This is a genomic window from Nocardioides ultimimeridianus (assembly GCF_054777895.1).
Genome location: NZ_BAAHAB010000020.1, coordinates 94,128 through 107,393 on the forward strand (window position 1 = coordinate 94,128; position 13,266 = coordinate 107,393).

The 13,266-nt window shown below is 72.1% G+C and carries 17 protein-coding genes and 1 tRNA gene; 14 read left to right on the forward strand and 4 right to left on the reverse strand.

Annotation, left to right across the window (positions count from 1 at the left end):
* Positions 1-7 precede the first annotated feature (7 nt).
* The 3 genes from ACYU8V_RS17410 to ACYU8V_RS17420 are packed head-to-tail and all read left to right on the forward strand — an operon-like array spanning position 8 to position 1,843.
* Positions 8-571 (forward strand): histidine phosphatase family protein, encoded by a 564-nt coding sequence (locus ACYU8V_RS17410; protein ID WP_460849145.1) that lies wholly within the window; start codon positions 8-10, stop codon positions 569-571.
* Between the two features lie 31 nt (positions 572-602).
* Positions 603-1,244: a DUF6758 family protein gene (locus ACYU8V_RS17415; protein WP_460849146.1), complete on the forward strand. Its 642-nt coding sequence runs from the start codon at positions 603-605 to the stop codon at positions 1,242-1,244.
* 11 nt (positions 1,245-1,255) lie between these two features.
* On the forward strand, positions 1,256-1,843 hold the full coding sequence (locus ACYU8V_RS17420) for a MarC family protein (RefSeq protein WP_460849148.1): 588 nt from the start codon (positions 1,256-1,258) through the stop codon (positions 1,841-1,843).
* Between the two features lie 3 nt (positions 1,844-1,846).
* Here the strand turns inward: ACYU8V_RS17420 and ACYU8V_RS17425 are convergent, their stop codons facing one another.
* Positions 1,847-2,608, reverse strand: coding sequence for an SDR family NAD(P)-dependent oxidoreductase (locus tag ACYU8V_RS17425; RefSeq protein ID WP_460849149.1), 762 nt, complete (start codon positions 2,606-2,608; stop codon positions 1,847-1,849).
* Between the two features lie 60 nt (positions 2,609-2,668).
* Between ACYU8V_RS17425 and ACYU8V_RS17430 the strand changes: the two genes are divergently transcribed.
* Positions 2,669-3,463, forward strand: a complete 795-nt coding sequence (locus ACYU8V_RS17430) for a ParA family protein (RefSeq protein ID WP_460849151.1) — start codon at positions 2,669-2,671, stop codon at positions 3,461-3,463.
* Positions 3,450-4,202: a L,D-transpeptidase gene (locus ACYU8V_RS17435; RefSeq protein ID WP_460849152.1), complete on the forward strand. Its 753-nt coding sequence runs from the start codon at positions 3,450-3,452 to the stop codon at positions 4,200-4,202. The genes ACYU8V_RS17430 and ACYU8V_RS17435 overlap by 14 nt, the downstream gene beginning before the upstream one ends.
* 65 nt (positions 4,203-4,267) lie before the next feature.
* On the opposite strand, the gene ACYU8V_RS17440 is transcribed toward ACYU8V_RS17435, so the two are convergent.
* A complete protein-coding gene (locus ACYU8V_RS17440; protein ID WP_460849153.1) occupies positions 4,268-5,716 on the reverse strand; it encodes a DEAD/DEAH box helicase in 1,449 nt (482 codons plus the stop codon).
* 229 nt (positions 5,717-5,945) lie between these two features.
* Between ACYU8V_RS17440 and ACYU8V_RS17445 the strand changes: the two genes are divergently transcribed.
* A complete protein-coding gene (locus ACYU8V_RS17445; protein WP_460849154.1) occupies positions 5,946-6,662 on the forward strand; it encodes a ferritin-like fold-containing protein in 717 nt (238 codons plus the stop codon).
* Here ACYU8V_RS17445 and ACYU8V_RS17450 read toward each other — a convergent pair.
* Positions 6,613-7,515, reverse strand: a complete 903-nt coding sequence (locus tag ACYU8V_RS17450; protein WP_460849155.1) for a sterol desaturase family protein — start codon at positions 7,513-7,515, stop codon at positions 6,613-6,615. The genes ACYU8V_RS17445 and ACYU8V_RS17450 overlap by 50 nt on opposite strands.
* 80 nt (positions 7,516-7,595) lie before the next feature.
* Between ACYU8V_RS17450 and ACYU8V_RS17455 the strand changes: the two genes are divergently transcribed.
* On the forward strand, positions 7,596-8,243 hold the full coding sequence (locus ACYU8V_RS17455; RefSeq protein ID WP_460849156.1) for a TetR/AcrR family transcriptional regulator: 648 nt from the start codon (positions 7,596-7,598) through the stop codon (positions 8,241-8,243).
* On the opposite strand, the gene ACYU8V_RS17460 is transcribed toward ACYU8V_RS17455, so the two are convergent.
* Positions 8,233-8,592 carry a YidH family protein gene (locus tag ACYU8V_RS17460; protein WP_460849157.1) on the reverse strand — a complete coding sequence of 120 codons (360 nt, stop codon included), beginning with the start codon at positions 8,590-8,592 and terminating at the stop codon, positions 8,233-8,235. The genes ACYU8V_RS17455 and ACYU8V_RS17460 overlap by 11 nt on opposite strands.
* Before the next feature lie 127 nt (positions 8,593-8,719).
* Here ACYU8V_RS17460 and eno point away from each other — a divergent pair, with 127 nt between their 5' ends.
* The 7 genes from eno (at position 8,720) to ACYU8V_RS17495 (ending at position 13,266) form a co-directional block, all read left to right on the forward strand.
* Positions 8,720-9,997, forward strand: coding sequence for a phosphopyruvate hydratase (eno, locus tag ACYU8V_RS17465; protein WP_460849158.1), 1,278 nt, complete (start codon positions 8,720-8,722; stop codon positions 9,995-9,997).
* A 17-nt stretch (positions 9,998-10,014) separates the two neighbouring features.
* Entirely contained in the window at positions 10,015-10,623 is a 609-nt protein-coding gene (locus ACYU8V_RS17470) for an FtsB family cell division protein (protein ID WP_460849159.1), read from the forward strand.
* The gene (locus tag ACYU8V_RS17475; RefSeq protein WP_460849160.1) at positions 10,620-11,162 is read left to right on the forward strand and encodes a DUF501 domain-containing protein; all 543 of its coding nucleotides are present in this window, start codon (positions 10,620-10,622) and stop codon (positions 11,160-11,162) included. Before ACYU8V_RS17470 ends, ACYU8V_RS17475 begins: the two co-directional genes overlap by 4 nt.
* 1 nt (position 11,163) lies before the next feature.
* A complete protein-coding gene (locus ACYU8V_RS17480) occupies positions 11,164-12,102 on the forward strand; it encodes a Ppx/GppA phosphatase family protein (RefSeq protein ID WP_460849161.1) in 939 nt (312 codons plus the stop codon).
* Positions 12,099-12,623 carry a glycine cleavage system transcriptional repressor gene (locus tag ACYU8V_RS17485; protein ID WP_460849162.1) on the forward strand — a complete coding sequence of 175 codons (525 nt, stop codon included), beginning with the start codon at positions 12,099-12,101 and terminating at the stop codon, positions 12,621-12,623. Before ACYU8V_RS17480 ends, ACYU8V_RS17485 begins: the two co-directional genes overlap by 4 nt.
* Positions 12,620-13,171 carry a peptide deformylase gene (locus ACYU8V_RS17490; protein ID WP_460849163.1) on the forward strand — a complete coding sequence of 184 codons (552 nt, stop codon included), beginning with the start codon at positions 12,620-12,622 and terminating at the stop codon, positions 13,169-13,171. Before ACYU8V_RS17485 ends, ACYU8V_RS17490 begins: the two co-directional genes overlap by 4 nt.
* 21 nt (positions 13,172-13,192) lie before the next feature.
* Positions 13,193-13,266 (forward strand) — tRNA-Leu (locus ACYU8V_RS17495).

Sequence of the window (13,266 nt, forward strand, 5' to 3'; positions counted from 1 at the left end):
TTGACCCGTGGACAGCAGCGAACTGTGGATCGTCCGGCACGGCGCGACCGAGTGGAGCACCAACGGACGTCACACCTCGGTCACCGACCTCCCGCTCCTCCCCGAGGGCGAGGTCGGCGCCGCCGACCTCGCGCCGCGGCTGAAGGGGATCGGGTTCGCCCAGGTGCTGACCAGCCCGCTCGCGCGGGCCCGCACGACCGCAGCGCTCGCCGGTTTCCCCGACGCCGAGGTCGACGACGACCTCCTCGAGTGGCGCTACGGCGACCTCGAGGGACTCACCACGCCCCAGATCCGCGAGATGATGCCCGGCTGGACGATCTGGACCGGGCCCAACCCGGGCGGGGAGTCCGCCGAGCAGGTCGGCGAGCGGGTCGACCGCGTGATCGCCCGGGTCCGCGCCGTCGAGGGACGCACCCTGGTCTTCGCCCACGGTCACTGCCTGCGGGCCCTCGCCGCGCGCTGGCTGGGGCTGCCCGCGAGTGAGGGACGGCTGCTCAAGCTCGACACCTCGACCCTGTCCTGCCTGGGCTACGAGCGCGAGACACCGGTCGTCCTGCGCTGGAATGCTTGACGTCGGGCGCACCGCCCACCACGGTGGGGCCATGAGGTCGCCGTTGGTCGCCGGGTGCGTGCGTTGTGCCACGCCGGTGGTGCGGCTGGACGAGAACACCTGGTCCTGCCCCGAGCACGGTGAGATCGTCCCGCTCTGGCGGTCCGATGCGGCGTCGTACGACGCCCTCACGGCCCACCTGGAGCGCGCCGGCTCGTTCCCGACGTACCTGCCCTGGCCGCTGGGCCCGGGATGGACCGTGACGGACTTCGCGGTCGTCGCCAACCCGGCCAAGGCGCACGCCACGCTCACTTGCGTGACCGGCAGCAGCGCGCTGGACGGTCCGGTCGACGTGATCGTGATCAGCGAGGAGCCCGGCACCGGCCTGGGCGCCCGCGTCGCCGGCCTGGACAACGACGACCCCGGCGGCGAGGTCGGGCACGGCACCTCGCTGGTCAAGGTCCGGCTCGGCACCCACCCGGTCGGGCTGTGGCCGGTGTCGGTGAGCGGCACCCACGGCGAGTTGGACCGCTCGGTGCTTGCCGGGGAGGCCGAGGGCCGCTGGCTGTGGCTGGTGCTGCGCCCGGCGTCGGCGATCCTGCTGCTGCGCGACGACTGGATCCTGCGCGACGTGTCGGTCACCGGCCCGCAGCTGGTCACCCTGCCCTTCGGAGGACCGGCGCCGCAGTGGTGAGCCTCGTCCTGATGACCGAGGTCTTCGTGACCCTGTTCGTGATCATGGATCCCGTCGGCACGGTCCCGATCTTCCTCTCGCTCACCGCCGGCCGGTCGCCCGCGACCACGCGGCGCGCCGCCTGGCAGGCGGTCAGCGTGTCGCTGCTGGTGATCACCGCGTTCGCACTGGTCGGGCAGCAGATCCTCAGCTACCTGCACATCACGCTGCCCGCGCTCCAGGGCGCCGGCGGCCTGCTCCTGCTGCTCGTCGCCCTCGAGTTGCTCACCGGCAACGACCAGGAGCCGCAGCAGAACGGCGAGGTCAACGTGGCGCTGGTGCCGCTCGGCACGCCGCTGCTCGCCGGCCCCGGCGCGATCGTGGCCACCATGCTGTTCGTACGCCGCATCGACGGTGTCCCCGACGCTCTGGCGGTCGCGCTCGGGGTGCTCGGCGTGCACCTGGCCATCTGGCTGGCGATGCGGTTCTCGCTGCCGATCGCGCGGATCCTGCGCGACGGAGGGGTGCTGCTGGTGACCCGGATCGCGGGCCTGCTGCTCTCCGCGATCGCGGTGCAGATGGTGGCGGACTCGGTGCGGGCCTTCGTCCACCAGGGCTGACGGCTACTTGCGGCCCATGCTCTGCATCCGCTGCAGCACCGAGCGCGGCACCACGCGGGTGCCGGCGACGATGGCCTTGTAGCGCTTGGACGGGATCGACAGGGCCTTGCCGCTGTCGAAGTCGGCCAGCGCCTCGCGGACCAGCCGGTCGGGCTCCAGCCACAGCACCCGCGGCGCGCTCGCGTCGCGGTCGATGCCGAGCCGCTGGTGGAACTCGGTCTTCACGAAGCCCGGGCACAGCGTCATGACGTTGACCCCGGCAGCGGCGTACTCGTTGTGCGCCCAGGCGCCGAAGCTGTTCACCCACGCCTTCGCGGCGCTGTAGGTCCCGCGGGGCAGGAACGCGGCAACGCTGGAGACGTTGATGACGCCGCCGTGGCCGCGCCGGGTCATCCCGCCCAGCGCCGCGTGGGAGAGCCGGAGCACGGCCGTCACCAGCACGTCGTGCTGGGCGATCTCGAGCTCGACCGGGTTGTCCAGGAAGCGCTCCTTGAGCCCGAAGCCCGCGTTGTTGACCAGCAGGTCGATCGGGCGGTCGGCGTCGGCGAGGCGGTCCGCCACGGTCTGCAGCTGGGCCGGGTCGGTGAGGTCGGCCGAGAGGGTCTCCACGGCGACGCCGTACGACGCCCGCAGCTGCTCGGCCACCTCCTCCAGCCGCGCCACGTCGCGGGCCACGAGGACCAGGTCGTCGCCGCGGGCGGCGAGCTGGACGGCGAACTCGTGGCCGATGCCGGCGGTGGCTCCGGTGATCAGGTCGGTCGACATGCGGCCAAGTCAAGCAGGGATGCGGGCGCTGGCGGGGTGTGTCCGGCATGATGGGGGGCGATGTCCAAGAACCCCACCGTGCTCGCCGTCGCCAACCAGAAGGGCGGCGTCGCGAAGACCACGAGTGTCGCCTCCATCGGCGCGGCCATGGCCGAGGCCGGGCAGCGCGTCCTCCTGGTCGACCTCGACCCGCAGGCCTGCCTCACGTTCTCGCTGGGCATCGACCCCGAGGACCTCGAGCTCTCGGTCCACCAGGTGCTGACCAAGGGCATCCCCGTCACCGACGTGATCATCACCACCGAGGACGGCGTCGACCTGCTGCCGGCCACGATCGAGCTCGCCCGGGCCGAGGCCGACCTGCTGACCCGCACCGGCCGCGAGCACGTCCTGCGCGGGGTGGTCGAGGACCTGGCCGCGGCCGACGAGCACTACGACTGGGTCCTGCTGGACTGCCCGCCGTCGCTCGGTGTGCTCACCGTCGCCGCGCTCACGGCCGCGACCGGCGTACTCGTCCCGCTACAGTGCGAGACCCTGTCGCACCGTGGGGTCGGTCAGCTGCTCGACACCGTGCACGACGTACGCCGCTTCACCAACCGCGACCTCGAGGTCTGGGGTGTCCTGCCGACGCTGTACGACGGCCGCACCAACCACGCGCGGGCCGTGCTCGAGACGATCAGCGACACCTACAGCCTCGAGGTCATCGAGCCCCCGATCCCGAAGACGATCAAGTTCGCCGAGGCACCCGCCGCGGGGCGCTCGATCCTCGCCACCAGCCGCAGCAGCAAGGGCGCGGTCGCCTATCGCGAGGTGGCGGCCAACCTGATCGAGCGGGCAGGGCGTCGTGGCCGCCGGTAAGCGGGCCGCACGGCCGGAGCCGAAGCGGCGGGCCGTGCCCGCCAACGGCCGGCACCGCGCGGTCAAGCCGCGCTACGGCCGCATCGTCGCGGCCTCCGTCTCCGCCATCGTGACCCTGGTCGCGGTCGTGGGCGGGTTCGGCTGGCTGCCGCACAGCGGCCCGCCCTCGGCCGCCGCGGTCGCGCGGCAGGCGGCCGCCCAGGTGCAGCCCCCGGCCGCACCGGCCGGCACGCCGACGACCGGCACGACGCCGAGCACCACGCCCAGCACCACCCCCAGCACCACCCCGTCCTCCACCCCGAGCACGACCGCCCGCAAGACGGTCCCGACGACCGCGCTCCCCGCGGACTCCGGCCACGGCCGGCGGATCGTGTTCAGCCAGAGCGAGCAGCGCGTCTGGCTGGTGAACCACAACGACGGCGTACGCCGGACCTACCTGGTCTCGGGCAGCGTCACCGACAACCTGCACCCCGGCACCTACCAGGTCTACTCCCGCTCGCGCTGGGCCGTGGGCGTCGACGACTCGGGCACCATGCAGTACTTCGTGCGCTTCACGCACGGCCCGACCGGCGCGGCCATCGGCTTCCACTCCATCCCGCAGAAGTCCGGCGAGCCGCTGCAGACCGTCGCGCAGCTCGGCACCCCGCAGTCGCACGGCTGCATCCGGCAGGCGACGCCCGACGCCATCGCGCTGTGGGACTTCGCTCCCGACGGCACGACGGTCGTCGTCACCGCCTGAGTCGGCCCGGTCCGGAGAAAGGCGAACCGGCCCCGAGGCGAACCTCGAGGCCGGTCGGCGTCTGATCAGCTGGCGTCGGCAGCCGGCTTGGCGCCGCTGGGGCGGCGACGGCGGCGACGGGTGCCCGAGCCGGCCGGCTTCTCGCCCTCGGTGCGGGGGGCGGACGCGGCGGGCGAGCCCTCCCCACCGTCCTGGACCGGGGCACCGCTGCGGGTGCGGGTCCGGTTGCGGTCGCGGTTGCGCGGCGCCGACGTACGCTCGCGACCGCCGTCACGACCGCCATCGCGGCCACCGTCGCGCGACTCGCGCGGCTTGCGCTCGACCGGCGCCGGCGGGACGATGCGGCCCTTGGTGCCCTCCGGGATGCCCTGGTCGTGGAACAGGTGCGGGGAGGTGGAGTAGGTCTCGGTCGGCTCGTCGAACGGCAGGTCGAGGGCCTTGTTGATCATCTTCCAGCGGTGCACGTCGGTCGCGTCGACCAGCGTGATCGCGATGCCGGAGGCGCCGGCGCGGCCGGTGCGGCCGATCCGGTGGACGTAGGTCTTGTCGTCCTCGGGGCAGGTGTAGTTGATGACGTGGGAGACACCGGCGACGTCGATGCCACGGGCGGCGACGTCGGTGGCGACCAGGACCTGGATCTTGTCCTCACGGAACTTCGCCAGGGCCTTCTCGCGGGCCACCTGGGCCATGTCGCCGTGCAGCGCGCTGGCGCGGAAGCCGCGCTCGACGAGGTCGTCGGCCACCCGCTGCGCCTGGCGCTTGGTGCGGGTGAAGACCACGATCTTGCCGACGTCCTCGGCCTGGAGGATCCGGCCGATGATCTCGGGCTTGTCGAGGTCGTGGGCGAGGTAGATGAACTGGGCGGTGGCGGGCACCGTCGCGTTCTCGTACGACGACTCCGCGCGGATGTTCATCGGGTGCCGCATGTGCATCCGGGCCAGCGACACGATCGCGGCCGGCATGGTGGCCGAGAACAGCATGGTCTGGCGCGTCTCCGGGGTGAGCCGGAGCAGCTTCTCGACGTCGGGCAGGAAGCCGAGGTCGAGCATCTCGTCGGCCTCGTCGAGGACGAGCGCGTGCACGTGCGAGAGGTCGAGGACCTTGCGGTTGGCCAGGTCGATGAGGCGGCCGGGGGTGCCGACGACGATGTCGACGCCCGCCTCGAGGGCCTCGATCTGCGGCTCGTAGCCGACGCCGCCGTACACCGCGAGGGTGCGCAGGCCACGGTCGGCGGAGGCGAGGGTGATGTCGCTGAAGACCTGCAGCGCGAGCTCACGCGTCGGCGCGACGATGAGCGCCTGCGGCTTGCCCTGCGGGATCTCGGCGTAGTCGGGGTCGGTCGGCGCGACGCTGCGCTGGATCACGGGGATGCCGAACGCCAGCGTCTTGCCGGTGCCGGTGCGCGCCTGGCCGATCAGGTCGGTGCCCAGCAGGGCGACCGAGAGGGTCATCTCCTGGATCGCGAAGGGGTAGATGATCCCCTTGCGCTCCAGCGTGTCGCAGATCTGCGGCATGACGCCGAGCTCGCGGAAGGTCGGGGTGGTCTTCTCTTCAGTAGTCAGGGTCGTATCGCTCTCAGGAGTGTCGTCAGCCGGTCGGCAGGCGCCAAGGTTCGAAGCGGCTGACTCACACTCAGCCGCGCACATACGTGGGTCGGGGTGACCCGGGCGGGCGGCCCGATCGCTCTCTCGAGCGGCCCAGGCAGCTTCTCGCCGGTTTCGATGGTATCGGTACCCTGCGCGCATGCCTGAATCCAGCGGTCCGGAGGATGGTGCCGGCGGTCCGGGCATGCCCGAGGACCCGGCGTACCGGGCGGCGTTGCTGGACCTGCTGGGCGCGGTCGCCTACGGCGAGATCTCCGCGTTCGAGCGGATGGCGGACGACTCGCGGCTGGCACCGACCCTGGAGGACAAGGTCGCCCTCGCGACCATGGCGAGCACCGAGTTCGGCAAGGTGGCGCGGCTGCACCAGCGGATCCGCGACCTCGGGGGAGACCCGTTCGCCGCGATGGCGCCGTTCCGCTCGCCGATCGACGACTTCCACGCCCACACCGCGCCCCGGGACTGGTTCGAGGGCCTGGTCAAGGCGTACGTCGGCGACGGGCTGGTCGACGACTTCTACCGCGAGATCGCGGCGACCCTTGATCCCCAGACCCGCGAGCTGATCCTGACCTCGATGCAGGAGGGGCCGCACGCAGCCTTCGTAGTGGCGCGCGCCCGGGCCGGGATCGAGGCCGATCCGCGGCTCGGCGGGCGGCTCGCGCTGTGGTCGCGCCGGCTGATGGCCGAGGCGCTGACCCAGGCCCAGCGGGTCGCCGCGGAGCGCGAGTCGCTCACGGCGTTCCTGGTGGGCGGGGCCGCCGGCGTACCGGCCTGGGACCTGGTGGAGATCGGCCGGATGTTCGGCCGGCTCAGCGACCGCCACGCGGAGCGGATGCGGCGACTGGGTCTGCAGCCGTAGCGGGCGTCGAGGGCGTCCAGCCCGGAGGCCCGAAGACGTAGTCGGCGCGCTCCCGCCAGCTCGAGGTCGACCGGACGCTGCGGATGATCCGCGCGTAGTCGCCGTACTGCAGCTTGAGCATGTTGTAGGTGTCGACCGGCTTGGTGAGCCCATACGTCGGCCGCTGGATCTCGGCCTGGAAGGTGCCGAACATGCGGTCCCAGATGATGAGGATGCCCGCGTAGTTCTTGTCCAGGTAGATCGGGTCCGAGCCGTGGTGGACGCGGTGGTGCGACGGGGTGTTGAAGATCAGCTCGATCGGGCGGGGAAGCTTGTCGATCTGCTCGGTGTGGGTGAAGAACTGCCAGATCAGGTTGATCGAGAACGCCAGGTAGAGGGTCCACGGCGCGAAGCCGAGCAGCGGCAGCGGCAGGAAGAAGACGGCGTCGAACCACGGGTTCCACTTCTGCCGCAGGGCCGTGCCGAAGTTCATGTACTCCGAGGAGTGGTGCGCCTGGTGGGCGGCCCAGCCGAGGTTCACCCGGTGCACGAAGCGGTGCACGGTGTAGAAGCACAGGTCGAGGCCGGCGATCACGAGGACCCAGTACCACCACCTGTCGGTCGGCAGGTGCCACGGCGCGAGGTGGTCGTAGGCCCAGACGAACATGAAGAACGAGGCGATCTTGAAGCCGGTCGTGAACACGAGCGAGATCGCGCCCATCCCGATGCTCGTCCCGGCGTCCTTGGCGTTGTAGCCGGTCGACTCGTCGTGGTCCAGCCACTTCAGTGCCGCCAGCTCGAGGGCGATGCTGAGCAGGAAGAAGGGGATCGCATAGGTCAGCGGGTTCTTCCAGGGGTCCAGCAGTTCGTGCATCGGTCGTCCTCGGGGCGGTCGATGGGATGTGACTTGACGGTAAGTTACCACGAAGTCACATCGCGCGCTAGGCTGCTCCCGTGACCAGGGCGAAGACGGGTGGACGCACCGGGACCAAGGGCGTGGCCCGGGCCGACCGGGAGGCGCAGATCCTCACCGTCGCCGGCGAGGTCTTCGCGGAGCGCGGCGCCGCGCTCGCTTCGGTCGCCGAGATCGCCGAGCGCGCGGGCATCTCCAAGCCGCTCATCTACAACTACTTCGGATCCCGCGAGGGCCTGTTGTCGGCGTGTCTGGCACACGCCGCCGAGGTGATCGTCGCCGAGATCGAGCGCTCCGCAGGGCTGGGCGAGGTCGGCCTGGAGCGGGCGCTCGTGACGCTCGACGGCATCTTCGTCTCGCTCGCGGACCGGCCCTGGATCTGGACCCTCGTCAACGACCCCACGCTGGGGTCGGTCAGCGAGGTGGCCGACGTGCTGGCGCCGTACCGCCGCAAGGTCGAGGCGCTCGCGGTGGACGGCGTCTCCGAGCTGATGCGGCTCGCGGGCGACGACGACGAGGACGACGTGTCCGCCCTGGTCGCGGTGTGGAGCAGCGTCTTCGACGCGCTCGTCACGTGGTGGGCCGAGCATCCCGGCACGACCGCCGAGGAGATGAGTGCGCGCTGCGCGCGCCTGTTCGGGGCGGTCTTCGGCGCGATCCTCGCCTCCGCCGAGCCGGTCAGCGAATGACGGTGGCGGCCAGGGCCGTCAGGACCAGCAGCCCGACCCCGGCGGCGAAGACCATCCCGCCGGTGAAGCCCGGCATCGCCGCGCCGGTCCGCACCGCCACCTCGGTACGCCGCCACCGCAGGTAGGCCTGGCTGACCGCGACGGCGGCCAGCACCAGGGCGATGGCGGACAGCGTCACGCTCACCCAGGTGGGGAAGCCGAGGGCCGGCGCATGCACCGCGATGGCGCCGCCGGTGAGCGCCAGCGCCGTACGGATCCAGGCCAGGAAGGTCCGCTCGTTGGCGAGCGAGAACCGGGGGTCGGGGTCCGTGCCGCGGTCGTAGACGTCGCGGGGGAGGCGCGGTGGCACGGCGACAGCATGCCACCCCCCGCGCATCCGAGAGGGGCTCGCTCGGTGGGTGCTGCCGGATCCGGCCCGTCCCGGCGTCTAGGGTTGCGAGACGACAGCCCCCACCCTTTCACCAGGAGCAGTTCACGTGGCAGCGATCGAAGCCGTCGGAGCCCGCGAGATCCTCGATTCGCGCGGCAACCCCACCGTCGAGGTCGAGGTCCTCCTCGACGACGGGTCCTTCGCCCGGGCCATGGTGCCCAGTGGTGCCTCCACCGGCGCGTTCGAGGCCGTCGAGCTGCGCGACGCCGGCGACCGGTACGCCGGCAAGGGCGTCCAGAAGGCCGTCGACGCGGTGATCCACCGGCTCGGCCCGGCGCTCGAGGGCCTCGACGCCACCGACCAGCGGCTGATCGACCAGACCATGCTCGACCTGGACGGCACCCCGAACAAGGCCGAGATCGGCGCCAACGCGATCCTCGGCGTCTCGCTCGCGGTCGCCCGCGCAGCGGCCGACTCCGCCGACCTCCCGCTCTACCGGTACGTCGGCGGCCCGAACGCCCACGTCCTGCCGGTGCCGATGATGAACATCCTCAACGGTGGCGCGCACGCCGACACCAATGTGGACATCCAGGAGTTCATGGTCGCCCCGATCGGCGCCCCGAGCTTCCGGGAGGCCCTGCGGATGGGTGCGGAGGTCTACCACGCGCTCAAGGCGGTGCTGAAGGACCGCGGCCTGTCCACCGGCGTCGGCGACGAGGGCGGCTTCGCCCCGGACCTGGAGTCCAACCGCGCCGCGCTCGACCTGATCGCGGAGGCCGTGGGCAAGGCCGGCTACCGGCTGGGCGAGGACGTCGTGCTCGCGCTCGACGTGGCCGCCACGGAGTTCTGCGAGAACGGCTCCTACACCTTCGAGGGCGCGCAGAAGTCGGCCGACGAGATGATCGCCTACTACGCCGACCTCGTCGCGAACTACCCGATCGTGTCCATCGAGGACCCCCTCGACGAGGAGGACTGGGACGGCTGGAAGGCCATCACCGACCAGCTCGGCGACAAGACCCAGCTCGTCGGCGACGACCTGTTCGTCACCAACGTCGAGCGGCTGCGCCGCGGCATCGCCGGCGGTCAGGCCAACGCGATGCTGGTCAAGGTCAACCAGATCGGCTCGCTCACCGAGACCCTCGACGCCGTCGAGCTCGCCCACCGCAGCGGCATGCGCAACATGATGAGCCACCGCTCGGGCGAGACCGAGGACACCACCATCGCCGACCTCGCGGTGGCGACGAACTGCGGCCAGATCAAGACCGGCGCCCCGGCCCGGTCCGAGCGGGTGGCGAAGTACAACCAGCTGCTCCGCATCGAGGACGAGCTCGGAGACGCCGCCGTGTACGCCGGCGCGTCGGCCTTCCCGCGCTACCAGGGCTGATCCGGAGGAGACCCACCATGGCCGATCCGCGTCGCACCAGCCGCAAGCCGGGACGTCCTGCCAACGGACGCACCAGCCCGGCCGCTGCGGCCCGGTCGGCCGAGGCGGTCGCGCGCCGTGACGCCCAGCGGGAGAAGCTGGCGGCCCGCGCGAAGGCGGTCGCGGAGGACAAGCAGCGCACCCGGCTCACCAGCCGGGCCGCGATCCTCGTGCTCGTCCTGGCGGTCCTGGCGGTCTCCTACGCGTCCTCGCTGCGGGCCTACCTGCAGCAGCGCAGCCAGACCGACCAGACGCTGAGCCACATCGCCGCGACCAACGCCGCGATCGCCGCGGGCGAGCAGGAGCGCCAGCGGCTGCACGACCCGGCGTACATCGCGCAGCAGGCGAAGTCGCGCTTCGGCTACGTGCAGCGCGGCGAGACGCCGTACGTCGTGGTCGACGGCAACGGCAAGCCGCTGGACGGGACCACCCAGCTCTCGGACCCGTCGACGGTCGGCAAGCCCACGACGCCGACCTGGTACTCCACCGCCTGGGCGTCGATGAAGGTCGCCGGTGACCCGCCGACCACCATCCCCGCACCCGAGGACGGCACCATCACGGCGCCGAAGGGATCGGCTGCGCAGTGAACGACTTCGCCGGCCCCTTCACGGCCGACGACGAGGCGGCCGTCGCGGCCCAGCTCGGCCGTGAGTCCCGGGGCGTGCACGCGGTCGGGCACCGCTGCCCGTGCGGCAACCCCGACGTCGTCGTCACCGAGCCCCGCCTCCCCAGCGGTACGCCGTTCCCGACCACCTACTACCTCACCTGCCCGCGGGTGAACTCCCTGATCGGCACCCTGGAGCAGTCCGGGCTGATGCGCGAGATGCAGGACCGGCTCGGCACCGACGAGGAGCTCGCGGCGGCGTACCGGGCGGCCCACGAGTCCTACCTCCGCGACCGTGCCGAGGTCGGCGCGGCGCACGATCTGGAGGTGCCCGAGATCGAGGGCATCTCGGCCGGCGGGATGCCGGACCGGGTCAAGTGCATCCACGTCCTCGTGGCGCACGCGCTGGCCGCCGGGCCGGGCGTCAACCCGCTGGGCGACGAGGCCCTCGAGCTGCTCGGCGAGTGGTGGAGCAAGGGTCCCTGCGTCTCGCCCGGCGAAGCCGCGGCGTTGGTCGAGTGACGTGAGCGAGGAACGAGCGAGCGTCGTATCGAGGCCCGCGCCCGTCGCCGCGATCGACTGCGGCACCAACACCATCAAGCTCCTGATCGGCTCGCTGCCCGAGGTGTCGGTCCGGGAGAGCCGGATGGTGCGGCTCGGCCAGGGTGTCGACGCCACCGGACGGCTGGCCGAGGAGGCTCTGGTCCGGGTGTTCGCGGCGATCGACGAGTACGCCGTCCTGATCCGCGACGCCGGCGTGGAGCGGATCCGCTTCTGCGCGACCTCCGCCACCCGCGACGCCTCGAACGCCTCGGTGTTCACCGCCGGGGTGCAGGAGCGGCTCGGCATCACCCCCGAGGTCCTCTCCGGCGAGGAGGAGGCGCGGCTCGCGTTCGCGGGCGCCGTCCGCGGCCTGCCGGACCTCGCCACCCCGGTCATGGTCATCGACATCGGCGGTGGATCCACCGAGCTGATCCTCGGTACGCCGGCGGGCGGCCCGGACCGCGCGCACTCGATGAACATCGGGTCGGTGCGGCTGCACGAGCGCCGTCTCGGCGGCGACCCGCCCTCAGCCGAGCAGATCGCCGCCTGCGTCGCCGACATCGACGCGGCCCTCGACACCTGCCCGGTGGACCCGGCCGACGCGGCGTCGATCGTCGGCGTGGCCGGCACGATCACGACCATCGCGGCGGGCACGCTCGGCCTGGCGACGTACGACCGCGATGCGATCGACCGCCAGGTGCTCGCCGTCGCCGACGTCCAGCGTCAGGTCGACGAGCTGGTCGCGATGACGGTGGCGGAGCGGCTCGCGCTCGGGTGGATGCACCCGGGCCGCGCGGACGTGATCGACGCGGGCGCGCTGGTGCTGTCGCGGATCCTGCGGCGCTCGCCGCTGCCGACCCTGACCGTCGCCGAGACCGACATCCTCGACGGCATCGCCTGGTCCATGATGGGCGCGTGACCTCCGACCTGTACGCCGTCACCGTGCTCGGCCACGACCGGCCCGGCATCATCGCCGCCACGACCGCCGGCCTGGCCGGCCTGGGGCTCAACGTCGAGGACTCGACGATGACCCTGCTGCGCGGGCACTTCTCGATGATGCTGCTGTGTCGCGGCGAGGTGGCCGCCGCCGACATCGAGGCGGCTCTGGCGGCGCTCGCGGCCGATGGTGCGCTCGACGTGGCGGTACGCCCGGTGACCGACGACCCTGCCCTCGCCACGCCCGGATCGCCGTGGGTCCTCACCGTCCACGGCGGCGACCGGCCCGGGATCGTGTCCGAGGTCGTCGGCGAGGTCGCCGCGGTCGGCGGCAACATCACCGACCTCACCACCCGTCTGGCCGGGGAGCTCTACCTGCTGGTCGCCGAGATCGACCTGCCGGCCTCGGTCGACGCGCAGGCCCTGGAGGACGCCGTCCGGGCGGCTGCGGGACGGGTCGGCGTCACCGCGACGCTGCGCCCCGTCGAGGCCGACGACCTGTGAGTGACAGGCTCGCGGCCTGGACGGAGGCCGAGCTCGGCGTGGAAGGCCGGGTGCGCGACGTCGTACGCGCTCCTGCCGAGGTCCTCTCGATCCGGGGCGCCGACGTCGACCCCACCGACCCCGACATCGTCCAGCTGGCGGCCGACCTGGTGGCGACCCAGCGGGTCAGCCCCGGCTGCGTCGGCCTCGCCGCGAACCAGATCGGCGTCTCCGCGCGGGTGTTCAGTGTCGACGTCTCCGACCACCCCAAGGCCCGCACCCGGCACGGCATGTTCGTGCTCTGCAACGCCGAGGTCGTCAGCGCCTCGCGCAACGAGAAGGCCCGCGAGGGCTGCATGAGCGTCCCCGATCTCACCGGCGACGTGAAGCGAGGGTCGCGGCTGACCGTCAAGGGCCAGCTGCCCGGCACGGGGGAGTGGGTCGAGGTCGAGACCGACGCCTTCGAGGCCCGGGCGCTGCAGCACGAGATCGACCACACCGACGGATTCCTGTTCCTGGACCGGGTGGCGGGCGCGCACGCGATCTTCGCGCGCCAGACGTACTTATGAGGGTGGCAGAGTGAGCCGCACGCCCCCGTATCCCAACCGGCAGAGGAAGCTGTCTTAAAAACAGCGCAGTCTGGGTTCGAGTCCCAGCGGGGGCA

Excerpts from the sequence above, each read along its gene's own strand:
- ACYU8V_RS17415 (WP_460849146.1), top strand. The coding sequence starts at position 603 with ATGAGGTCGCCGTTGGTCGCCGGGTGCGTGCGTTGTGCCACGCCGGTG.
- ACYU8V_RS17420 (WP_460849148.1), top strand. The coding sequence starts at position 1,256 with ATGACCGAGGTCTTCGTGACCCTGTTCGTGATCATGGATCCCGTCGGC.
- ACYU8V_RS17425 (WP_460849149.1), bottom strand. The coding sequence starts at position 2,608 with ATGTCGACCGACCTGATCACCGGAGCCACCGCCGGCATCGGCCACGAG.
- ACYU8V_RS17430 (WP_460849151.1), top strand. The coding sequence starts at position 2,669 with ATGTCCAAGAACCCCACCGTGCTCGCCGTCGCCAACCAGAAGGGCGGC.
- ACYU8V_RS17440 (WP_460849153.1), bottom strand. The coding sequence starts at position 5,716 with ATGCCGCAGATCTGCGACACGCTGGAGCGCAAGGGGATCATCTACCCC.
- ACYU8V_RS17445 (WP_460849154.1), top strand. The coding sequence starts at position 5,946 with ATGCCTGAATCCAGCGGTCCGGAGGATGGTGCCGGCGGTCCGGGCATG.
- ACYU8V_RS17450 (WP_460849155.1), bottom strand. The coding sequence starts at position 7,515 with ATGCACGAACTGCTGGACCCCTGGAAGAACCCGCTGACCTATGCGATC.
- ACYU8V_RS17470 (WP_460849159.1), top strand. The coding sequence starts at position 10,015 with ATGGCCGATCCGCGTCGCACCAGCCGCAAGCCGGGACGTCCTGCCAAC.